We start from the raw sequence: 19,788 nt of genomic DNA, 5'->3' as shown, positions 1-19,788 counted from the left end.
AGGTGCCGTAGGGTGGGCAAAGCGCAAGCGTGCCCACCAGCTGTCTCCGAACGCGACACATCGTGGGCACGGCGCAAGGGCGCCTTTGCCCACCCTACGAGTTCATCGCGCGGAAAACCTTCGCTCGCGGGCCTTGTAGAGCTGATCGCTGATCAGCTGCTTGAGCCTGGCCGCATCGTCGAATTCGAGCGCGACCTTGAACGGCACGATGCCGTCAGGTACGCCATCAATGCCGCGCAGGCGCGCCAGATCTTTTTCCGTCGCCACCAGGGTGAGCTGTCCGGCTTTCGCGTCGGCCGCGAGCGCGGCGAGCTCGTCGCGCGAGAACATGTGGTGGTCGGCGAACGGACGCGTGCGCGCGACCTCGATGCCGCCAGTGCGCAGGGTGCGGAAGAAGCGCTCGGGATCGCCGATGCCCGCGAAAGCGAACACCGGCTTGCCCTGCAGTCTTGCAAGCGAGTCCGCATCGGGCTTCAGCCGCGCGCGCAGCACCGGCTTGCCACGATTGGCAATCTCAGCCGCGACATCGTCCGCGGCATGGCCGTCGCCGATCAGCACCAGCGCGTCGGTGCGCGATAGCTGTGGCTTGAGTGGCGCGCGCAGAGGGCCGGCCGGAAACACCTTGCCATTGCCGAGTCCGCGCTCGCTGTCGATCACGATCAGCGAGGCATCCTTGAGCAGTTTTGGATTCTGGAAGCCGTCGTCCATCAGGATCACGGTGGCGCCTTGCGACTTCGCCAGCGCGACACCGTCGAGGCGGTCGCGCGCGACAGCGACGGGGACGTCGCGCACCATCATCAGCGGCTCGTCGCCGACCTCAGTGGCGGTGTGACGCATCCGATCGACCATGACCGGGCCGCGCAAGTGCCCGCCATAACCGCGGCTGAGCACGACCGGGCTCTCGCCAAGCTCGCGCAGCAGCTTGGTCAGGGCCAGCACGGTCGGCGTCTTGCCGGCTCCGCCGACATGGTAATTGCCGACGCAGAGCACGGGGATGCCGGCGTCAAATCCCCTGCGCGCCATGCGGCGCGCGGTGATGGCGCCATAGAGTGCGCCGAGCGGGCTGAGCAGATGCGACTTCGGAGAACGCGGCCGGTACCAGAAGGCCGGCTCACGCATTGGCGGCTCCCATCTCGATCCGCAACTGCATCAGATACGGCTCGAGCGCCGCCATGGTGCGATCGAGCGCGCCGCCGAGCTGCTCGACCACGCCGCTTCCCGCGCGCTGCATCTTGTCGCGCACACCGGGATCGGCCAGCAACAGGCCGAGCTGTTTCGTCAGCGCCTCCTGCGTGTCGGCCTGGCGCGCGCCGCCGCTCTGGTCGAGGGCCGCATAGAGTTCGCTGAAATTGGCAACGTTCGGGCCGTGGACGATGGCAGCGCCAAGCTTGATCGCCTCGATCGGGTTCTGGCCGCCCTCTCCCACCAGCGACTTGCCCATGAACACGATCGGCGAGAGGCGATAGAACAGGCCGAGCTCGCCCATGGTGTCGGCGACATAGACATCGGTCGTCGCCGCCAGCTGCTCGTCGCGCGAGCGCAGCGCCGGCTTCAGGCCCGATGCCGCGATCATGCCTGCGATCGACGAGCCGCGATCCGGGTGCCGCGGTACGATCACGGTCAAGAGCTGCGGGAAGATGCCGACGAGGCTGCGATGGGCCGCGACCAGCATCTCGTCCTCGCCCGGATGGGTCGAGGCCGCGACGATGATCGGACGGCCGCGCGTCATCGTCATCAGCCGTTCGAGCTTGGCGGGATCTGCCGGCGGCGCCGGCACGTCGAGCTTGAGATTGCCCGTGGTGACGACGTCACGGCCGCCGAGCGCGGCGAAGCGTTCGGCATCGGTCTTCGACTGCGCGAGGCAGATATCAAAGCGCGACAGCAGCGCCGAGATAGTGCCGTGCATCCGCCGCCAGCGCGGGAAGGAGCGCGGCGACATCCGCCCGTTGATCAGCACCATGGGCACGCGGCGCGCCGCGCCGGCCAGGATCAGGTTCGGCCACAGGTCGGATTCGATGAACAGCGCCAGCGACGGCTTCCAATGGTCGAGGAAGCGCGCGACATAGCGCGGAGAATCATACGGCACGTATTGATGGATGACGTCGGGCGGAAAGCGTTTTGCCACGACGGCCGCCGAGGTGACCGTGCCCGACGTGAGCAGGATGCGCAGGTTGAGATCGCGCAGGCGCTCGATCAGCGCCGCAGCGGCCAGCACCTCGCCGACGCTGGCGCCGTGGATCCAGACCAGCGGGCCGTGCGGCCGCACGTCCCGGCTGAGGCCGCGACGCTCGCCGACGCGCGCGGGGTCCTCCTTGCCCTGCTTCAGCCGCCGCTTGATCAGTGCAGGCGCGAGTGGCACGAGGCCGGTGGCGAGGCGCCGATACATCCGCAGCGTCATTGGCAGCGACTTGGGAAGCGCGTGGGGCAACGAGCTAGCCATCTGCAGGCCCCTTGCGGCCGAGCTGCGCATAGGCGCGGCTGGTGGCTTCGTTCAGCGTGTCTTCCAGTTCCTGCCGCAGCTCCTCCATCTTCGCGGCATCGGCGTCTGCGGGAACGTGGATTTCCTTGATGCCGACCAGAGCGCCCCGGCCGAACGGCAGGTTGATGGTGGTGCGGTCCCAGTTCCTGAGCCGGATGAAGCGGCTGGTCGCCATCGCAAAAGGCATGATCGGCCGCCCCGATTCCCGTGCCAGCATGATGATGCCGAGGCCGGCCACGCGCGAACGCTTGGGGACATCGGCGGTCAACGCGACATTACAACCGTCTTGCAGCGTGTACACCATTTCCCTGAAGGCGCCGACACCACCCTTGCGATGGAACGCGCCGCCGTGATCCCCGGACCCCCTGATGGTGCCGATGCCGAGCCGCTCGGCGGCAACCGCGTTGAACTCGCCGTCGCGGTGGCGGGAGATCAGAACCTTGGCGCGGTAAGAGTCCTTGTTCTTGATGAACGGGGTGAGGAAATGCTGGCCGTGCCAGAACGCGAAGATCGCCGGCATCTGCGGCTCGACCAGCTGATAGACGTCAGGCGGATCGAACGTGAACCTGTTGGTCCGCCACACCAGACGCAGATATTCGGCCGCCAGGACCCCGACGGCACGCTGAAACCAGCTGCTTCGCAGCGTATTGCGAAGCAGTTTTTTCAACGCGCCGGCTTCGTTTCTTGGTTCGGGTCGAGCAGCCGGTGCAGGTGGACGATGAAATAGCGCATCTGCGCGTTGTCGACCGTGCTCTGCGCCTTGGCGCGCCAGGCGACATGGGCGGACGCATAATTCGGGTAGAGGCCGACGATCTCGACCTCGTCGAGGTTCTTGAAGACATTGTGCTCGAGATCGAGCAACTCACCGCCGATGACGAGGTGAAGCAGTTGTTGCGGGGCACTATCTGACATGAGTTCGGTTCCTAAGGGGCTGCCCGGCAAAGCAGTGGTCGACAAGGAGGCCGACGGGCGCTTCAGGGCAAGGGACGATTGCGAAAATGCGCGACAATGCTCGCATGACGATCGCGTCCCGCTGCCACCAGCACCCCGTGCGTCACTTCCCGGCGATTATAAAGGATGGGACCTCCAGAGAGGTCGCTCATCCTACCATCCGCTTCCTGCACGATCAAATCGGCCGCCGCAAGATCCCAATCATGGCTATTGCCGCCCGCGAAAGCCGCATCCAGGGCGCCATTGGCGACCCGGCACAGCCGTAGCGCAAGCGAACCGATTCGCGGATGCAGTTTGACGTCGCCGACTTTTGCATTGAGTCGCTCGACCATCGGCTTGGGGCCGGCCATGCGGGCGAAGTCGAGCAAGGACCCGGGCGTCGCCCGGACCCGATGGCCATTCAGCGTGGTGCCCTGGCCGCGGGCGGCAAAAAAGAACTCGTTCGTCACAGGCGCGTAGACCGCGGCCAGCACCGGCGCTGAAACCTCGACCAGCGCGACGCTGACGCACCATTCGTCATGACCATTGAGGTAGTTGCGGGTGCCGTCGATGGGATCGACCACCCAGGTCAGCCGCCGCGACAGCCGCGCCTGATCATCGGCGCTCTCCTCCGACAGCCAGCCATAGTCGGGCGTGGCACCGCGCAGGCGCGCTTCGAGCAGATCGTTGACGGCGATGTCGGCTTCCGAGACCGGCGAGGACGCGCCCTTGATCCACTTCTTCAGTGTGGTGCGGAACATCGACTGCGCCAGGCTCCCCGCCTCCCGCACCGTGTCCTGCAGCAGCGCTGCGTCGCGCGTCAGTGTCGTCGTGTCGGAAAAGTCAGCGTCCGCCAAGCGTCAGTCCCTCGATGCGCACCGTCGGCGCATTGATGCCGTAGCGGAACTCGAGATTGTTGGCCGGCTGCATCGACTTGAAGATCTCGAACAGATGGCCGGCGATCGTCACCTCGCTGACGGGATAGGTGAGCTCGCCGTTCTCGATCCAGAAGCCGGAGGCGCCGCGGCTGTAATCGCCGGTGACGCCGTTGACGCCCGAGCCGATCAGATCGGTGACGTAGAAACCTTGGCCGATGTCGGCGATCAGTTCGGCCGGGCTCAGCGTGCCGGCTTCGAGATGCAGATTATACGGCCCGGGCGAGGGCGAGGAGGAGACGCCGCGATGGGCGTGGCCTGTCGTGGTGAGACCGAGCTCGCGCGCGGTGGCGCAGTCGAGCAGCCAGGTCGTCAGCACGCCGTCGTCGACTAGCGCGGTCCGCTTCACCGCGACGCCTTCGGCGTCGAAGGTCTGCGAGCGCAGGCCGCGCTTGCGCAGGGGGTCGTCGATGATGCGGATGTTTTTCGAAAACAGCTGCTGGCCGAGCCTGTCCTTCAGGAAACTGGTCTTGCGCGCGATCGAGGCGCCGTTGATGGCGCCGACGAGATGGCCGACCAGCGAGCCGGCGACGCGCGGATCGAACACCACGGGCACCTTGCAGGTCTCGACCTTGCGCGGATTGTAGCGCGCCACGGTGCGCTCGCCGGCGGAGCGGCCAACGGCTTCCGGCGACAACAGATCGGCAGCGTGCGGCGCCGAGGTGAAATCGTAGTCGCGCTCCATGCTGGTGCCTTCGCCGACGATGGCGGTCGCCGAGATGCCCTGGCTGGAACGCAGGTAAGAGCCGTGGAAACCGGTCGAGGTGACGAGCACCATGCCGCCCATGCCGGCGGAGGCGGACGCGCCGCCGGATTTCGACACGCCCTTCACGGCAAGCGCGGCGGCCTCCGCTTCGAGCGCGCGGCGCTCGAGCTCTGATGTCGCGGGCACATTGGGATCGAGCAGGTCGAGCTCGGGGAAGTCACGCGCGAGCAACGCGGGATCGGCGAGGCCGACATATTTGTCATCAGGCGCGACACGCGCCATCGCCACCGCACGTTCCGCGAGCTTGGTGACGGCATCGCCGCTCGCGTCATTGGTCGAGACCACGGCCTGGCGCCGGCCGACCAGCACGCGCAGGCCGACATCGTCGCCCTCGGACCGCTCGGATTCCTCGACGCGGCCGTCGCGCACCTCGACGCCCTGCGAGACGCCGCGCACCGCGACCGCGTCGGCCGCATCCGCGCCGGCGCGCTTGGCCGCCTCGACCAAGCGTTGCGCCAGATCCGACAGCGCGGATTGGTCAAACAGGGCGCTGGTGGCTTTGGACTGAAGCGTCGAGCTTGCAGATGGTGAAGAGTTCACGAACGAAATCCTGTTGGGGCGCGCGGGAGGTTTCGGGGCGATCTTAGGCCCTGAACACCAGATGTGCCCAAATGGTGCGGACTTCAAGCATTTTCAGTCCGCAGAAGGCTCAGATTCGCGGCTTTCGCGCAACGTCTCGTCAATCATGCGCGCCAAGGTCTTGTCAATCATGGCGGACGGTGAGGTTGGATTAACCAGCCTTTTTAAGCGGTTTTCGGAAGCCGCCGCGCTAAGGTCCTCGCATCGACCGGGAACATAATCCTGGCGGGGAGAACGAAGGGCCGTGAGGCGTCAAACAGCAATATGCGGGGTCAACCCCGCCGGGTCGAGCCGCTCTCTGCGGCTCGACCCTCTTTCCCTTCCGGTCCGCTTCGACGCGCATGACCCGCGCGCCGACGGCTACACCAGGCAGATCGAGCTTCATCGCGAGCGTGTCGTGCTGCGCCGTGCCGTCCGCGGCATGCAGATGGCGATCAATGTCCGCGTCAGCGACTTCACCGGGCTCGCGCTGCGCGGCAATGACGAGGCGCAGACCCTCGTGCTCGTGCACCGCGATCCCTCGCTCTCCGTTCCGCTGCTGGTCAGCGCCGATGGCGACGAACTCAACGAGGCCTGGGCGATCTGGAGCGAGATCCTTGCGCTGCCGCAGCTCGACGAAGGCGCCCGCAAGCCGGCGCCGCGCCGCCGCCGCGCCAACGCGATCCGCGCGCGCCGTCCGAAATTCCTGATGCGCCGCCGCAGCGCCATGGCGCGCGAGCTGCCGGTTCATCGCGAGGAACGCGAGATCATCGCGCGCAACTAGGCGAGATGCCGTAGGGTGGGTTAGCCCCGTGATTGCGCGAAGCGCAATCACTCGGCGTAACCCACCTCTTTGCTTTCCGCACGGATAGAAGTCGGTGGGTTACGCCCTGCAGATGCGCTTCGCGCAGCTGCAGGGCTAACCCACCCTACGCATTTGCGTCAGGCCGCGCGCATCACTGCGTCCGCGAGCAATCCCGCAAACAGCAGCGCTCCCGCATGCTTGTTCGAATAGAACAGGCGCTTGCACAGTTCCGGATCGTCGATCCGAAGCCGTCGGATCTGCGAGGCCAGATGCACGGCGAAGGCCGCAAGGCCAAGCCAAGCCGGCCAGCGCACATCGCCTGACGCCAGCGCAACGCCGATCAGCACCACCGCAAGTCCATAAAACAGGATCAACGCCTGGTGCGTATGCGCACCAAACAGGCGCGCGGTGGATTTGACGCCGATCAGTGCGTCGTCCTCGGAGTCCTGATGCGCATAGATGGTGTCATAGCCGATCACCCAGGCGATCGACCCCGCATAGAGCACCAACGCGGTGATATCGATGCGTCCGAAGATGACGGCGAATCCCATCAACGCGCCCCACGAGAAGGCAAGACCGAGGAAGACCTGCGGCCACCAGGTGACGCGCTTCATGAAAGGATAGATGGCGACGATCACGAGCGAGGCGATGCCGGTCGCCACCGCAAAGCGGTTGAACTGGAGCAGCACTGCAAGGCCGATCAGCGCTTGCGCGATCATGAAGACCAGCGCCTGCTTTACGGTGATCTGCCCCGCGGGCAGCGGCCGTGAGCGGGTGCGCTCGACCTTGGCATCCAGGTCGCGGTCGGTGATGTCGTTCCAGGTGCAGCCCGCCCCGCGCATCACGAAGGCGCCGACGAAGAACAGGACGATGGTGAGCGGCAGGGAACGGATATCGTGCGCCATTGCGCTGGCGAGCGCCGCCGACCACCAGCACGGCATCAACAGCAGCCAGGATCCGATCGGACGATCGAAGCGGGACACGCGCAAGTAAGGCCGTGCCCATTGCGGCGCGAGCGTATCGACCCAGTTGCCGGTGGAATCGGCAACGCGGGCGGATGTGTCGCTCATCGCGTGAGGACGTTGCCGTTGAGCGTGTCGAAGGTGCTGCCGCCCTTCTTGCTGGCATTGGCCTCCGGCGCCGCGCCCGAACCCACCACCTCGCTCAGCGACGGACCGGCCGGACCGCGCTGCCCGTTCGCCATCTGCTGTGCGACGTTGCAGACCTTGGTCTGCATCGACTCGGTGTTCTTGTGACCTTCCTTCATCTGCGCGGCGACGGTCGGCGGGATCCCGCATTTGGCGGCATGGGCCTCGACATACTTGATCATCTTGAGCTCGGCCTGGCCGAAGCCCCTGATCAATTTGCAGGCCTCGTCAGGCGGGGCGTGGCGATCGCTCGCGGCCTTGATCATCTTGCCGCGCTTCTCGGCGTCCTCGCGCAGCGGGATGAACGCCTTCATGCAATCCTCGCCGGGACCGGCCTGGGTCGGCGGAGCCGCGCTGAAGGCGCCTGCGCCACCGATCGGAGCTGCACCATTGACCGGGAACGAAGCCTGCGGCGCGCCGACGGAGGCGACCGGCGCCTGGCCGTTCACGGGCGGAAATGCGGAACTGGTTGCGGCCTGGTTCGGCAGCGGCGCCGGGAATCCCTGGGCGTAAGCGCCCGCGGCGCCCATGACGACCATGGCGGCAGTAATCGGAACCATCAAACGACGGATCATCAAAAGTGTCTCTCCGGCAGGAGCTACGGGTTCAGGCGTCTTCCCAATTGAAGCGAACCAGCGTGCTGGCGTTTCTACGATTCCCGCCGGCACTTAACAACCCGTCGAATAGGGCAAGAGCGCGGCGTGCCGACACACCGATCCGGCGATATTTACCCCCCAAACTACCGCTTTCGGTTAAGAACGGCGACAAATCGGACCTGAAAGATGCCCTCCCACGATTTTCGCGCCCCCCGCCTGTTCGTTGAGGCCCCCCTGGCCCAGGACGCCAGGATTCCGCTCGACCGCGACCAGAGCAATTATCTCGGCAATGTGCTGCGGCTTGCCGCTGGAGCCGAGGTTTTGGCCTTCAACGGCCGCGATGGCGAATGGCAGGCCGCGATCGAGGGCCGCAAGCGGCCCGATAGCCTTGTGATCCTCCAGCAGGTCCGTCCCCAGGACCGGCTGCCCGACCTCGCCTATGTCTTCGCCCCGCTCAAGCACGCCCGGCTCGACTACATGGTCCAGAAGGCCATCGAAATGGGCGCCGCCAAGCTGCAGCCCGTCCTGACCCGGTTCACCCAAGCATCCCGGGTCAACACCGAGCGGATGCGCGCCAACGTCGTCGAGGCCGCGGAACAATGCGGCATTTTGAGCATCGCCGCGGTTGCCGAACCGGTGCCGCTGGAGCGGTATCTCAGTCAGCGCTCCACGCATCGCCTGCTCATCTTCTGCGACGAGGCGGCGGAGGTCCAAAGCCCCATCCAAAGCCTGCAAGGCGCCAGCGCGGCCGGCCAAGGTATCGACGTGCTGATCGGCCCGGAAGGCGGCTTTGCCGAGGAAGAGCGCGCCCTGCTGCTGCGGCAGCCGAACATCATGCGGCTGGCCCTGGGCCCGCGGATCATGCGGGCCGACACCGCCGCCGTCGCCGCGCTTGCCCTGGTCCAGGCCGTGCTGGGCGATTGGGGCGGCGGAAGCGGTTAGCTGGTCGCGCCTGGCGAACCGTCAGCGCATCTAGCTGCGCTCGCGCAGCGATCGATGCAGGGTCTCGGACGGCAACTCTCCGAACGCCGCCCGATAGCTCGCCGCGAACTCGCTCAAATGCCAGAAGCCATGCGCGATGGCGCAGGCCTTGACGCTGCGCCGTGCCGGGCCGGTGCGCAGCTGCCGGCGCACCGACCAGAGGCGCAAGACCCTGGAATAGCGATGCGGGCTCATGCCGCAGATGGCCTGGGTCGCACTCTGAAGAGTCCGGACCGACACGCCCACACGCTCCGCCATTTCGGTGGTCTTGTGCCAGATCGTCAGATCGTGCCGGATCAAGCTTTCCATCTCGGCGACGATCCGCAGATAAGTCGAGGTCGTCGCGTGCGTAGAACGGCTGTCTATGCTCATTGCGATGGTGGCGTCCATCACGCTGAGCAACGATCGTTCGACAGAGGCTCGCGACGCCGGCTCGTTCAGGACGTCCGGATCGTTGGCTGCAGTTTCAAGCGTCGTGGAAATCCGGCCGCGCAGGGCGGCAAGCATGTCCGATGCCGGGCTCAGCAAATGATAGCCATCCAGGCGAGACCATGGCTCGCATGCGGGCGGCGTGAAGTAGATGACACCGATCAGACGGCCGACCGGTTCATGGACAAGGCAGTCGGATGCACCCTTCAGAACGACGATGGAGCTGCCGATTGACTGCCCATTGATCCGCGTCGAGGTCACATGATCCATCGGCACCACCACGGCCGCGGCATGTGCCAGATGGTACCCTCTGACAATCCGCGGGAAGGTCTTCACCAGCGACAGGCTCAGATTCGGCAGGCCGAGGCGCGCACGCATGATCGCCGTCGAGCCCGAAGACAACGGCATGCTCGACGCGCCGGCATATTTCTCACTGTCGCCGAAATGATCGATGTCGTAGGTTTGCAACTCGAGCGCCGAGGACGGCTTGAGATCCTGGAACGACAACAGGCGTTCCGCCGCACTCTTGTTCGCTCCATCGCGGGCGATGTCGAGAAGGCTTTGATCCATATCCCGTCGCTTACTTCGCTTCCTTTGCCGCGACCGCGAATTTGGCGGCGCTCAGATCATCCGGTCCGCTGATGCCGGCGCGCTTGAGATCGCGAAGCAATTTCGTCAGCAGCAGCATGTTGGTCTTCTGCAGTTCGTGATTGTTGCCGAACCTGAATGCGTTCTGCTCGGTCACGATCAGTCCGGCCTTGGTCTCGGCGAGAATCTTCCGCCGCTTCAGTCCCGCCACGCGACGGCGAACCGTCTCCAGCGGCAGGCTGAGGAAACGAGAGAGCGCCGCGCGCGACACGCCCTGCTTGATCGCGTCAGGCTCGACGGCGTGAATGCTCGAAAACTTCTCGTCCAGCGCCGGATCGTTCATCACATTGATGACGTTCGCATTGAGAATCGCATGAACGATCAGAAGGTCCATCGGATCGAATTCTTCGTAGTTCCGGAACATCTCGCTGATCGAAAACAGCATGTAGGCCAGCGTGTGCCGCGAGACCGTCCGGATGACATCAGAAGCAGTACGCATGAATCGGCAACCAGCATTGATCTTGTAAACGAAGGCAGCAGCGAACGTACCATTGAGCGTACCCAAATTGAGTATGTGACAACTTGCCAAGCAGTCTCAATCTCTCACTGTGACTCACTGTGCGGGGGGACGCGCGGGTCGGACGATGTCCCGTCGACATCGCGGCTGCGAAGCGATCGTCAGGTCGGCGGCTGCCGTGACTTCGATGCACGACAGCGCTCTTTCGATGCTGCCTGCTCCGTTCAGCCGACGGGACGAATGGCCATGCACGATGATGTTTGCGAGCGCCAGGCATCAGGTCTGATCAAAGCTTTCCGCGGCATCGCGGACCCGCGCAAGCGGCAGAGAATTCTCGATCTGGCAGAGCAACTCGCCAATGACCCGCCGTCGGACACCGCAGAAGCTGGCGTGCAAGAAGCACCGAATTGAGTGAAGCAAGGCAGCTCCGGCAGGTTTGACGACGCCGCGGAAACCGGCATATAGGTATAATGTTACTTTTATCGCGAGCGTCTTCCGGTTTGGAGAGCCGTGCAGGGGATCCAGGCGAGACCGGCTGCGCGGCTCCAAAGTCGTTAAGCGATTGATCCTTTGGAGGTCGAAACCGTTTTCCGGCCATGCTAAGGGCTGCGCCAATATCGGTGCCTGCCTTTGACGCCTCCCCTTGCCTCCCTTGCCTGCCCGGTTCTTCCGGGACGATGGACCCCGAGATGACCGCGACTGCCACCTCAAATGCTGCCGGCTCCGCCGCCTGGGCGGACACGCTGCTGTTGTCCTTCGCGCAGGCCGGCTATGTCAGGGCCGAGCCCGCCATTCTGCAGCCGGCCGAACCGTTCCTGGACCTGTCGGGCGAGGACATCCGCAAAAGCCTCTATCTGACCACGGACCTGTCCGGCGAAGAGCTTTGCCTGCGTCCCGACCTGACGATCCCCGTGGCGCGCGATTACCTCGCATCCAGCCGCGCCGGCCAGCCGGCCGGGTTCAGCTATCTGGGTCCCGTGTTCCGCTATCGCAGCGGACAGGCCAGTGAATTCCTTCAGGCCGGAATCGAGTCGTTCGGCCGCCAGGACCGCGCTGCCGCCGATGCCGAGACGCTGGCGCTGGCGCTGGAGGCGACCGCCGCTTTCGGCGTGCGCGACATCGAGGTTCGTACCGGCGACGTCGCGCTGTTCAACGCGCTGCTCGACGCGCTCAATCTCTATCCGGTCTGGCGCCGCCGCCTGGTCAAGGACTTCAACCGCAAGATCAGCCTCGAGCAGGATCTGGAGCGGCTGGCGGCCGAGACCACCGCCACCCGCAGCGAATATGAGGGCGTGCTGGCGGCACTGGCCGGCTCAGACCGCAAGGCCGCGCTGGCCTTCGTCACCGACCTGATGTCGATTGCCGGCACCACCAATGTCGGCGGCCGCACCACGGCCGAGATCGCCGACCGCTTCCTCGAGCAATCGACCTTGAAGAGCGGCAAGCTGCCGCGCGATGCGATCACTGTCCTGAAGCGCTTTCTGTCGATCTCGGGCAATCCGGACGAGGCGGTCGCCGCGCTGCGCGCGCTCACCGCCGAGGCAAGGCTCGATCTGAATGGCGCGATCGACCAGCTCGAGAGCCGGGTCGGCTTCATGGCCGCGCGCGGCATCGACGTGAAGAGCACGCGCTTCTCGACTGCGTTCGGGCGCGGCCTCGACTACTACACCGGGTTTGAATTCGAGCTGCATCACAGGGGTAACGGCGCCGAGCCGCTGGTTGCCGGTGGTCGCTATGATGGACTGATGACCCAGCTCGGAGCCGCCGCTCCCATACCGGCGGTCGGCTTCTCGGTCTGGGTGGATGCGCTGACGAGTATCGGCCGCAAGGTGGGAGCTTAAGCCATGAGCGCGCCATTCGTCCTGGCCGTTCCCTCCAAGGGCCGCCTTCAGGAAAATGCCGAAGCCTTCTTCGCCCGCGCCGGGCTCAAGCTGTCCAAGGCCGGCGGCGCCCGCGACTATCGCGGCACCATCGCGGGCCTCGACAATGTCGAGGTCGCCTATCTCTCGGCGAGCGAGATCGCCGCGCAATTGTCGCGCGGCTACGCGCATTTCGGCGTCACCGGCGAAGACCTGGTGCGCGAGAACATCGCGGACGCGGACAAGCGCGTGTCGCTGATCGACGGGCTGGGCTTCGGCCATGCCGACGTCGTAGTCGCGGTGCCGCAGGCCTGGATCGACGTCCGCACCATGGCCGATCTCGACGACGTCGCCACCGGCTTTCGCGAGCAGCATCACATGCGGATGCGGGTCGCGACCAAGTTCATCAATCTCACCCGCGCGTTCTTCTCGCAGCGCGGCATCAGCGATTACCGCATCGTCGAAAGCGCGGGCGCGACCGAGGGCGCGCCGGCGGCCGGCAGCGCCGAGCTGATCGTCGACATCACCACGACGGGCGCGACGCTCGCCGCCAACGGCCTGCGGGTGCTCGACGACGGCGTGATCCTGCGCAGCCAGGCCAATCTGGTCGCCTCGAAAGATGCCGACTGGTCGCCGCAAGCCCGCGAGACCGCACGAATCATCCTCGACCACATCGCGGCCCGGGCCCGCGCCAACAAATACCGCGAGGTCCGGACCCGCTTCCGGCAATGCGACGCCGCCCTGCTCGGCGAAGCCCACAGCCGCTTCGGCGTCGAGGCTCCGTTCGGCGGGCCGACCTCGTCGGGCATGCTCACGCTGCACTGCCCACCCGGGCAGCTCTATGCGCTGGCGAGCTTCCTGCGCGAACATGGCGCCGAAACCGTCTCGGTGGTCTCGCTCGACTACGTGTTCGACCGGGAGAACCCGCTGTTCGCCAAGCTCGAAGCGTTCCTGCGGCAGTGAGCCCAAAGTCTATTGAGCAGCTCCGTTCAGCGTAGCGACAGCAGGCTGCAGCTACCATATGCTGCCCCGATGACCTTGAACGCGCTCTGGAACCTTGATCGATGACGCTGGGCTCTGACGTTTCCGCCCTGACGACCACCGCAGTGAATGCCGCCGCGAAGGGGCTGTCGATTGTCGTCCCCGTCTATAACGAGGCGGCGGGCCTTGCCGCCCTGCACCAGCGTATCTGCGATCTCGCCAAGACCTTGCGGCAACGCTACCGCCTGTCCTGCGAGGTCGTCTATGTCGACGACGGCAGCAAGGACAGCACGCTGTCGATCGCACGCTCGCTGCCGGCCGACGCGATCGACGTCCAGGTGGTGTCGCTGTCGCGCAATTTCGGCAAGGAGGCGGCGCTGATGGCCGGCCTCGACCATGCCCGGCTCGGCGCCGTCATGTTCATGGACGGCGACGGACAGCATCCGCCTGATCTGATCGAGCAATTGGTGCAGCACTGGATCGATGACGGCTATGACGTCGTCTATACCGCCAAGGCGCATCGCGACAACGAGCCCTTCCTGCGCCGCCTCGCCGTGCACGGCTTCTACGCGCTGATCAATTGGGGCGCACGCCAGAAGATTCCGGAGGACGCCGGCGACTTCCGCCTGCTGTCGCCACGCGCGGTCACCGCGCTTCGGCAGCTGCCGGAGCGCAACCGCTTCTTCAAGGGGCTGGCCAGCTGGATCGGCTTCCGCCAGATTCGCGTCGATTACGAGCCTGCGGCGCGCGCCCATGGCGTCACCACCTTCAACGCCGCCCGCCTGCTCGGCCTGTCGATCGAGGGCCTGACCTCGTTCTCGGTGGCGCCGCTGCGCTTTGCCAGCCTGCTCGGCGTCGCGCTTGCCGGCGTCGCCTTCCTGTTCGGCCTCTCGATCCTCTGGGAGGTGTTCACGACGGGCAAGCAGGTGCCGGGCTATCCCTCGCTCGTGGTCGGCCTGATGACGATCGGCGGCGTGCAGCTGATCATGATCGGCATCGTCGGTGAATATATCGGCAAGATCCTCTCCGAGCTGAAGGCGCGTCCGATCTACTTCGTCGCCGAGCACAGCGAGAGGCATTTCGAGGCCGGCAAGGCCCAGGGCACTTCAAGTCAGGGCACTTCAGGTCAGGATACTTCAAGTCAGGCCGCATCCGACAGGACCGCGGCCGAATGAGCACGGCCGCGCGCCTGCGGCATGTCTGGCTCTGCGCCGACGATTACGGCATCAGCCCTGGCGTCAACCGTGCCATTCGCGACCTGATCGAGCGGGGCCGCCTCAACGCCACCTCGGTGATGATGGTAGGCCCCGCCATCGATCAGAGCGAGGTTGCGGCGCTTTCTGCCGCCGCGAAAGCAAGCCCGCGCTGCGCGATCGGACTGCACGTGACGCTCTCGGCGCCGTTCCGGCCCCTCACCATGCATTTCCGCCCGCTCGACGGCGACATGTTCATGGCTTTTCCCAAACTGCTGCGCGCCGGACTGATGCGCCGGCTCGACAGCGAGTTCTTCCGCAACGAAGTGAGAGCGCAGCTTCTGGCGTTCGCGGAAGCCTTTGGCCGCCCGCCCGACTTCGTCGACGGGCATCAGCACGTGCAGCTGTTTCCGCAGGTGCGCGACGGCTTTGTCGAGGCAGTCCGCGAGATCGCGCCAAAGGCCTGGGTGCGCCAGGGCGGGCGTGATTTGCCGCTGGCGAAGCGGCTGTCCTCTCCGAAAGCCCTGGTGCTCGATGTGCTCAGCGCACAATTCCGACGCCGTGCGGGCAGCGCCGGTCTTGCATTCAATCCCGCCTTTGCCGGCGCCTATGATTTCACCGGCGTGGCCGATTTCGGCGAGCTGATGCGGCAATTCCTCGATGGCCTGCCCGAAGGCGGCCTCGTGATGTGCCATCCCGGCTTCGTCGACGAGGTTCTCACCGGCCTCGATCCGATGACTGACGTCAGGGAGCGCGAACACGCCTATCTCGCGGGCGATGCGTTCGCGCGCCTGTTGGCGGATAGCAATGTGACACTGGGATGACCGGCGAAAAGCGCGCCAGAGGCAGTCTGTCGCATACCGAAATTTAATCCGGCCGGCACTGTTGGGGCCATAATGGAACCCTACATCTCCTCCGCGCTTGGTTTTGCGCGAAGGAGACAGATCATGACGCCGCAGGAACGCCAGCTCGTCGACGACCTTTTCGACCGGCTTTCAAAGCTGGAAAATGCACCGCGCGATCCCGATGCGGTCGCCGCGATCTCCGACGGTCTGCGCAAGGCGCCCGGCGCCGTTTATGCGCTGGTGCAGACCACGCTGTTGCAGGACGAAGCGCTCAAGCGCGCCCATCATCGCATCCAGGAGCTGGAAGCGGCCCAAGCGCCCGCGCAGCAGCAGTCCGGCGGTTTTCTCGACACCATGCGCGACACGCTGTTTGGCACGAGCCAATCGCGCGGCTCGGTTCCGAACGTGCCGCCGCGTGACTCCCGGCCGGTCTGGAACAGCGGTCAGGCGATGCAGCAGGGTCAGCCCGGCTATGGCCAGCCGCCTTATGGTCAGGCCTATGGACAAGGCCAGGGATATGGACAGAGCTACGGCGCGCCGCCGATCGGCGGCGGCGGCTCGTTCCTGGGCACGGCGGCGGCAGCCGCGGCCGGCGTGGTCGGCGGCTCGCTGCTGCTCTCCAGCATACGCGGCATGATGGGCGGCGGATCGCATCAGGCCTTTGGTGACACCACCATCATCGAGGAGCGTGGTGGCGGCGGCCCATGGGGCGGCAGCGGCGACCAGTCCGGCGGCTCGCTCGCGCGCGATGCCGGCCTCGATGACATCGGATCGAACCGGGATTCGCGGCAAGGCTTCTTCGACCAGGCCTCGAACGATCGGGATAACGACGATCCGGGCTATGACAACAACGACAATGTGGACACGGCCGACGACAGCGACTTCGGCGGCGGAGACGACGGCGGCAGCGATTACGCCTAGGCCATTCGACCGACAGATGTGGAACGGCCGCCTCCGGGCGGCCGACTTCTTTTCAAGAACAGCTCAACGCGCGCTGCTCTGCACCATAGGCCAAGAGGCCGTTCGATATAATATGACTAGTGCTGCAGAGCGAAAACCTCCTCCGACACACGCTGCCGTAGACTCCCGGATTTCCAAATTTGGACATGGGTGTTCAACTGGAAGAACACGTTGCTTATGCCACACGTCGTGGCTGCCTCTCTTGGCACAGTCGGGGGTTTAAGAATGAGTCCACTTCAGCAGCGCATTGCGACCTTGAGCGACGTCGCAACACATCTCATCACCGAATTGTACGAGTTGGAGGGACTGCACGAGCGCCTCAGGAAGGCAGAGCTGTCGCTGCGGCGGCGGCTGAACCGCTCGCCTCGCGCACCGCATTCGGCTTCATCGACCCCTCGTCGTCGGTCCGCTGTCCCTCGTCTCGTGTCGAGGCACCGGACATAGACCATTCAGGCAGGCGTTCGGCGGCGGCAGCGTCCCCTTCGCTGCCGCGCATTTCGCGCCGACGCGGCACGCGGATTGATCGCCCCATCGAGCGCATGACGCTTCACATCACCACGACCTTGGTGCCGACATTGACGCGGCCATAGAGGTCGATGACATCCTCGTTGCGCATGCGGATGCAGCCGGAGGAGACGTTGGTGCCGATGGTCCAGGGCTCGTTGGAGCCGTGGATGCGATAGAGCGTCGAGCCGAGATACATCGCGCGGGCACCGAGCGGATTTTCCGGGCCGCCTTCCATGTGCCTGGGCAGATCGGGACGGCGGGCGAGCATTTCCGCCGGCGGCGTCCAGTCCGGCCATTCGCGCTTGGCGGTGATCGATTTCACGCCGGTCCAGGTGAAGCCCTCGCGTCCGACGCCGATGCCGTAGCGCAGCGCCCGGCCGTTGCCCTCGACGAGGTAAAGGAACTTGTTGTTGGAATCGACCACGATGGTGCCGGCGCTTTCCTTGCCGCTATAGTCGACCAGCTGTTTCTCGAATTTCGGATCGAACGGACGCTGCCGCGGATCGATCGCTTCCTGCTGGTAGCTTGGGCCTTGCTGATAACCGCCTTGTTGATATCCGCCTTGCATCTGCGGGTCGCCGACCGGCGGCAGGCGACGCGGATCGTTGTAGGCGGGCTGCTGCTGATAGATCGGCTGCTCCGGCGCATAGGCCGGGCCGCGGCCGGGCCCGTCGCCGAACAGGAACTCGATGAAGCCGCCGCCCATATTGGCGTTGGAGGCGACGCGCACCGGCGCCGGGGCGACACGCGGCCGGTAGAGCACCGCGGGCGGATCGTTCGGCGCGCTATTGTCGAAGGCGCTGGCGCCGGTGGCGCCGACGATGAAGGCGCATGCGCTGCCGAGCAGCGCGACAGACGTTTTCTTGAACATCGACGTACTCTGTACTGTTTCGTCTAGTTGCATTCGCCGCCGAACGCGCTGGCTGATCGCGTCCTCGACGTGGTCAATAAAGAGCAAACTCGGTTTCGTTTGGTAAACAGAACGGGCGTTTCGATTCACCACGTTGCGAGCAACGCTGCAATTTCCCGATCAGCGTTTATTTTCGATGAAAGGCAAAGCCTCATGGTTAATCGTGCGTTTGCGTGCCGTCGCGCGCGGCTGCACAACAGTTCCTGGTGTGAACCTCGTGTTAAATCGCTTCTGTTTACAAAGACGCGTGAGTGAGGTGGGGGGAGTATCCTGATGGCTGTTCACCGCAAGCGTTTTCGTGTCGAGGATCTCGCCGGTGGCGAGATGCCGATTCTGGACATGACTGAAGAGGCAGGCCCGATGCATAGCGAAATCATGGCGGAGCTGCGCGCGATCCGCGCACAGATGGCGCGAGGCGGCCACGTCGCACAGCCGCAGAGCGACACCGTCGTGGCGCACGAAGTTGCCGAAACGCGCGCGCTGCTGGAGACCTACCGCGCCCAGATCGAGCAGTGCGAGAAGCTGAAAGTCGAGCTCGACCTCATCCACGATGCCATCGACCGTACCAAGCGCGAGATCGCGACCTTGCACGGCAAGAGCTTCGACGGCGGCGAGATGGCCAAGGTCAACGGCGAGCTCGGCGCGGTGGTCGGCGGCACCGAACAGGCGACCCAGCAGATCCTCGAAGCCGCGGAGTCGATCGACCAGGCGGCGAGCGCGATGTCCAAGGTGGACTCGATCGATCAGCAGAAGCGGCTCGCCGACGACATCCAGGAACGCGTCATCTCGATCTTCGAGGCCTGCAACTTCCAGGATCTGACCGGCCAGCGCATCAGCAAGGTCATGAGCACGATGAAGTTCATCGAGCAGCACATCAACGCGATGATGGAGATCTGGGGTGGCGTTGACGCCATCAAGGCCCACGTGCCCGCCCCTGTCGACAACCGCAGCGAGGACGAAAAGCTGCTCAACGGCCCGAAGCTCGCCGGCGACGTCGGCCACGCCTCGCAGGACGACATCGACGCGCTGTTCGACTAAGAGCAAAGCGGGATAGAGACAGCAAAACGCCGGCCCGAGGGCCGGCGTTTTTTGTTTCGGGGTCATTCCCTCTGTTGTCATCGCCCGGCCTCGACCGGGCGATCCAGTATTCCAGAGGCAGCAATGATTGAGCCGAGAGGCCGCGGCGTACTGGATGCCCCGGTCGAGCCGGGGCATGACGGAGTAGAGAGACTACGCCCGCGGCGCGCAGCGGACGTAGACCATGTTGCCGTAGCGGGTGGCGGCATCCTTGTCGACGAAGCGGGTGATCATGACGCGGCCGTCGAAGGAGACGATCTCGCGGTCCTGCTCGCCCGGCGTCGGGCCGGATGGGCCGATATAGTTCTTGCCGCTCGGCGAGCCCTTCAGCCGCAGTTCCTGCGGCGTGGCCTGGTCGGCCAGATGCATGATCACCCCGCCGGAGGAGCCGGCGCCGATGACGTAGGGGTTCTTGCACTGGGCCCGCGCGGCCGCCTCGGTGCGGGCGCGGTCGGCCGGGTTCTGGAACGAGGCGAGGCCCCAGCGGCCGACGATCTCGTCGGCGCGGATCGAGGCCGGCATTTCCGGCGCGACGCCGGGCTCGGCCTCGGGCGCCGGCTGGGACGAGAAGGACGGCAGGCTCATGCCGCCGCCGCAGGCCCCCAGCAGCAGCGCCAGGCAAGAGGCCGCCGCCAGATTGGCAAGCGTGCGCGCGTGAGCTGAACTGATCATGGCATTCCCCCGAACAAGACCATGGCCGCATCCCTCCCGCAGCCAAGCGCAA

General features: G+C 65.4%; 21 protein-coding genes. 9 read left to right on the top strand and 12 right to left on the bottom strand.

Annotated features, from left to right (window positions below):
- Positions 1-102: 102 nt before the first annotated feature.
- The 6 genes from lpxK to HYH07_RS10825 all read right to left on the bottom strand — a co-directional run bounded on the left by lpxK (position 103) and on the right by HYH07_RS10825 (position 5,650).
- Complete coding sequence (gene lpxK, locus HYH07_RS10850) at positions 103-1,119, bottom strand: tetraacyldisaccharide 4'-kinase (protein WP_220002479.1); 1,017 nt, start codon at positions 1,117-1,119, stop codon at positions 103-105.
- The gene (locus HYH07_RS10845) at positions 1,112-2,470 is read right to left on the bottom strand and encodes a 3-deoxy-D-manno-octulosonic acid transferase (RefSeq protein ID WP_220002478.1); all 1,359 of its coding nucleotides are present in this window, start codon (positions 2,468-2,470) and stop codon (positions 1,112-1,114) included. Before HYH07_RS10845 ends, lpxK begins: the two co-directional genes overlap by 8 nt.
- Positions 2,433-3,146, bottom strand: coding sequence for a lysophospholipid acyltransferase family protein (locus tag HYH07_RS10840; RefSeq protein WP_220002477.1), 714 nt, complete (start codon positions 3,144-3,146; stop codon positions 2,433-2,435). The genes HYH07_RS10845 and HYH07_RS10840 overlap by 38 nt, the downstream gene beginning before the upstream one ends.
- Positions 3,143-3,391 carry a DUF4170 domain-containing protein gene (locus HYH07_RS10835; RefSeq protein WP_220002476.1) on the bottom strand — a complete coding sequence of 83 codons (249 nt, stop codon included), beginning with the start codon at positions 3,389-3,391 and terminating at the stop codon, positions 3,143-3,145. The genes HYH07_RS10840 and HYH07_RS10835 overlap by 4 nt, the downstream gene beginning before the upstream one ends.
- A 62-nt stretch (positions 3,392-3,453) precedes the next feature.
- A complete protein-coding gene (locus tag HYH07_RS10830) occupies positions 3,454-4,266 on the bottom strand; it encodes a 3'(2'),5'-bisphosphate nucleotidase CysQ (RefSeq protein ID WP_220002475.1) in 813 nt (270 codons plus the stop codon).
- Positions 4,253-5,650: a TldD/PmbA family protein gene (locus HYH07_RS10825; protein WP_220002474.1), complete on the bottom strand. Its 1,398-nt coding sequence runs from the start codon at positions 5,648-5,650 to the stop codon at positions 4,253-4,255. The genes HYH07_RS10830 and HYH07_RS10825 overlap by 14 nt, the downstream gene beginning before the upstream one ends.
- Positions 5,651-5,933: 283 nt before the next feature.
- Between HYH07_RS10825 and HYH07_RS10820 the strand changes: the two genes are divergently transcribed.
- On the top strand, positions 5,934-6,452 hold the full coding sequence (locus HYH07_RS10820) for a DUF6101 family protein (RefSeq protein ID WP_220002473.1): 519 nt from the start codon (positions 5,934-5,936) through the stop codon (positions 6,450-6,452).
- A gap of 158 nt (positions 6,453-6,610) precedes the next feature.
- Here the strand turns inward: HYH07_RS10820 and ubiA are convergent, their stop codons facing one another.
- Complete coding sequence (ubiA, locus tag HYH07_RS10815; protein ID WP_220002472.1) at positions 6,611-7,543, bottom strand: 4-hydroxybenzoate octaprenyltransferase; 933 nt, start codon at positions 7,541-7,543, stop codon at positions 6,611-6,613.
- The gene (locus HYH07_RS10810) at positions 7,540-8,196 is read right to left on the bottom strand and encodes a hypothetical protein (protein WP_220002471.1); all 657 of its coding nucleotides are present in this window, start codon (positions 8,194-8,196) and stop codon (positions 7,540-7,542) included. Before HYH07_RS10810 ends, ubiA begins: the two co-directional genes overlap by 4 nt.
- A 207-nt stretch (positions 8,197-8,403) precedes the next feature.
- On the opposite strand from HYH07_RS10810, the gene HYH07_RS10805 reads away from it, so the two are divergent.
- Complete coding sequence (locus HYH07_RS10805; RefSeq protein ID WP_220002470.1) at positions 8,404-9,159, top strand: 16S rRNA (uracil(1498)-N(3))-methyltransferase; 756 nt, start codon at positions 8,404-8,406, stop codon at positions 9,157-9,159.
- Between the two features lie 30 nt (positions 9,160-9,189).
- Here HYH07_RS10805 and HYH07_RS10800 read toward each other — a convergent pair whose 3' ends face one another.
- Together HYH07_RS10800 and HYH07_RS10795 are read right to left on the bottom strand one after the other, a co-directional pair.
- Positions 9,190-10,005, bottom strand: coding sequence for a helix-turn-helix domain-containing protein (locus HYH07_RS10800; RefSeq protein WP_228749374.1), 816 nt, complete (start codon positions 10,003-10,005; stop codon positions 9,190-9,192).
- Positions 10,006-10,207: 202 nt separating this feature from the next.
- Complete coding sequence (locus tag HYH07_RS10795) at positions 10,208-10,714, bottom strand: hypothetical protein (RefSeq protein WP_220002468.1); 507 nt, start codon at positions 10,712-10,714, stop codon at positions 10,208-10,210.
- Between the two features lie 264 nt (positions 10,715-10,978).
- Here HYH07_RS10795 and HYH07_RS10790 point away from each other — a divergent pair, with 264 nt between their 5' ends.
- The 6 genes from HYH07_RS10790 to HYH07_RS10765 all read left to right on the top strand — a co-directional run bounded on the left by HYH07_RS10790 (position 10,979) and on the right by HYH07_RS10765 (position 16,531).
- Entirely contained in the window at positions 10,979-11,143 is a 165-nt protein-coding gene (locus HYH07_RS10790) for a hypothetical protein (RefSeq protein WP_220002501.1), read from the top strand.
- A gap of 278 nt (positions 11,144-11,421) precedes the next feature.
- Positions 11,422-12,573 (top strand): ATP phosphoribosyltransferase regulatory subunit, encoded by a 1,152-nt coding sequence (locus HYH07_RS10785; protein WP_220002467.1) that lies wholly within the window; start codon positions 11,422-11,424, stop codon positions 12,571-12,573.
- Positions 12,574-12,576: 3 nt separating this feature from the next.
- On the top strand, positions 12,577-13,554 hold the full coding sequence (gene hisG, locus HYH07_RS10780) for an ATP phosphoribosyltransferase (RefSeq protein ID WP_057741773.1): 978 nt from the start codon (positions 12,577-12,579) through the stop codon (positions 13,552-13,554).
- A 101-nt stretch (positions 13,555-13,655) separates the two neighbouring features.
- A complete protein-coding gene (locus HYH07_RS10775) occupies positions 13,656-14,747 on the top strand; it encodes a glycosyltransferase family 2 protein (protein WP_220002466.1) in 1,092 nt (363 codons plus the stop codon).
- The gene (locus HYH07_RS10770; protein ID WP_220002465.1) at positions 14,744-15,589 is read left to right on the top strand and encodes a ChbG/HpnK family deacetylase; all 846 of its coding nucleotides are present in this window, start codon (positions 14,744-14,746) and stop codon (positions 15,587-15,589) included. Before HYH07_RS10775 ends, HYH07_RS10770 begins: the two co-directional genes overlap by 4 nt.
- 123 nt (positions 15,590-15,712) lie before the next feature.
- A complete protein-coding gene (locus HYH07_RS10765; protein WP_220002464.1) occupies positions 15,713-16,531 on the top strand; it encodes a DUF2076 domain-containing protein in 819 nt (272 codons plus the stop codon).
- A 586-nt stretch (positions 16,532-17,117) separates the two neighbouring features.
- On the opposite strand, the gene HYH07_RS10760 is transcribed toward HYH07_RS10765, so the two are convergent.
- Positions 17,118-17,948, bottom strand: a complete 831-nt coding sequence (locus HYH07_RS10760) for a L,D-transpeptidase (protein ID WP_220002463.1) — start codon at positions 17,946-17,948, stop codon at positions 17,118-17,120.
- Between the two features lie 312 nt (positions 17,949-18,260).
- Between HYH07_RS10760 and HYH07_RS10755 the strand changes: the two genes are divergently transcribed.
- Entirely contained in the window at positions 18,261-19,025 is a 765-nt protein-coding gene (locus HYH07_RS10755) for a protein phosphatase CheZ (protein WP_220002462.1), read from the top strand.
- 192 nt (positions 19,026-19,217) lie between these two features.
- On the opposite strand, the gene HYH07_RS10750 is transcribed toward HYH07_RS10755, so the two are convergent.
- A complete protein-coding gene (locus HYH07_RS10750) occupies positions 19,218-19,736 on the bottom strand; it encodes a hypothetical protein (RefSeq protein ID WP_220002461.1) in 519 nt (172 codons plus the stop codon).
- Positions 19,737-19,788 lie beyond the last annotated feature (52 nt).

This window comes from Bradyrhizobium sp. BR 10261, assembly GCF_019455395.1.
GTDB lineage: Bacteria > Pseudomonadota > Alphaproteobacteria > Rhizobiales > Xanthobacteraceae > Bradyrhizobium > Bradyrhizobium manausense.
This window is presented reverse-complemented; position numbering and strand designations above follow the sequence as displayed.

What these genes read in the sequence shown, in the direction of transcription:
- HYH07_RS10750 (WP_220002461.1), bottom strand. Translation starts at nt 19,736, where the DNA reads ATGATCAGTTCAGCTCACGCGCGCACGCTTGCCAATCTGGCGGCGGCC.
- HYH07_RS10755 (WP_220002462.1), top strand. Translation starts at nt 18,261, where the DNA reads ATGGCTGTTCACCGCAAGCGTTTTCGTGTCGAGGATCTCGCCGGTGGC.
- HYH07_RS10805 (WP_220002470.1), top strand. Translation starts at nt 8,404, where the DNA reads ATGCCCTCCCACGATTTTCGCGCCCCCCGCCTGTTCGTTGAGGCCCCC.
- HYH07_RS10760 (WP_220002463.1), bottom strand. Translation starts at nt 17,948, where the DNA reads ATGTTCAAGAAAACGTCTGTCGCGCTGCTCGGCAGCGCATGCGCCTTC.
- lpxK (WP_220002479.1), bottom strand. Translation starts at nt 1,119, where the DNA reads ATGCGTGAGCCGGCCTTCTGGTACCGGCCGCGTTCTCCGAAGTCGCAT.
- HYH07_RS10795 (WP_220002468.1), bottom strand. Translation starts at nt 10,714, where the DNA reads ATGCGTACTGCTTCTGATGTCATCCGGACGGTCTCGCGGCACACGCTG.
- HYH07_RS10765 (WP_220002464.1), top strand. Translation starts at nt 15,713, where the DNA reads ATGACGCCGCAGGAACGCCAGCTCGTCGACGACCTTTTCGACCGGCTT.
- HYH07_RS10835 (WP_220002476.1), bottom strand. Translation starts at nt 3,391, where the DNA reads ATGTCAGATAGTGCCCCGCAACAACTGCTTCACCTCGTCATCGGCGGT.
- HYH07_RS10770 (WP_220002465.1), top strand. Translation starts at nt 14,744, where the DNA reads ATGAGCACGGCCGCGCGCCTGCGGCATGTCTGGCTCTGCGCCGACGAT.
- HYH07_RS10790 (WP_220002501.1), top strand. Translation starts at nt 10,979, where the DNA reads ATGCACGATGATGTTTGCGAGCGCCAGGCATCAGGTCTGATCAAAGCT.
- HYH07_RS10800 (WP_228749374.1), bottom strand. Translation starts at nt 10,005, where the DNA reads ATGCGTGCGCGCCTCGGCCTGCCGAATCTGAGCCTGTCGCTGGTGAAG.
- HYH07_RS10810 (WP_220002471.1), bottom strand. Translation starts at nt 8,196, where the DNA reads ATGATCCGTCGTTTGATGGTTCCGATTACTGCCGCCATGGTCGTCATG.
- HYH07_RS10785 (WP_220002467.1), top strand. Translation starts at nt 11,422, where the DNA reads ATGACCGCGACTGCCACCTCAAATGCTGCCGGCTCCGCCGCCTGGGCG.
- ubiA (WP_220002472.1), bottom strand. Translation starts at nt 7,543, where the DNA reads ATGAGCGACACATCCGCCCGCGTTGCCGATTCCACCGGCAACTGGGTC.
- HYH07_RS10845 (WP_220002478.1), bottom strand. Translation starts at nt 2,470, where the DNA reads ATGCGCAGCTCGGCCGCAAGGGGCCTGCAGATGGCTAGCTCGTTGCCC.
- HYH07_RS10775 (WP_220002466.1), top strand. Translation starts at nt 13,656, where the DNA reads ATGACGCTGGGCTCTGACGTTTCCGCCCTGACGACCACCGCAGTGAAT.
- hisG (WP_057741773.1), top strand. Translation starts at nt 12,577, where the DNA reads ATGAGCGCGCCATTCGTCCTGGCCGTTCCCTCCAAGGGCCGCCTTCAG.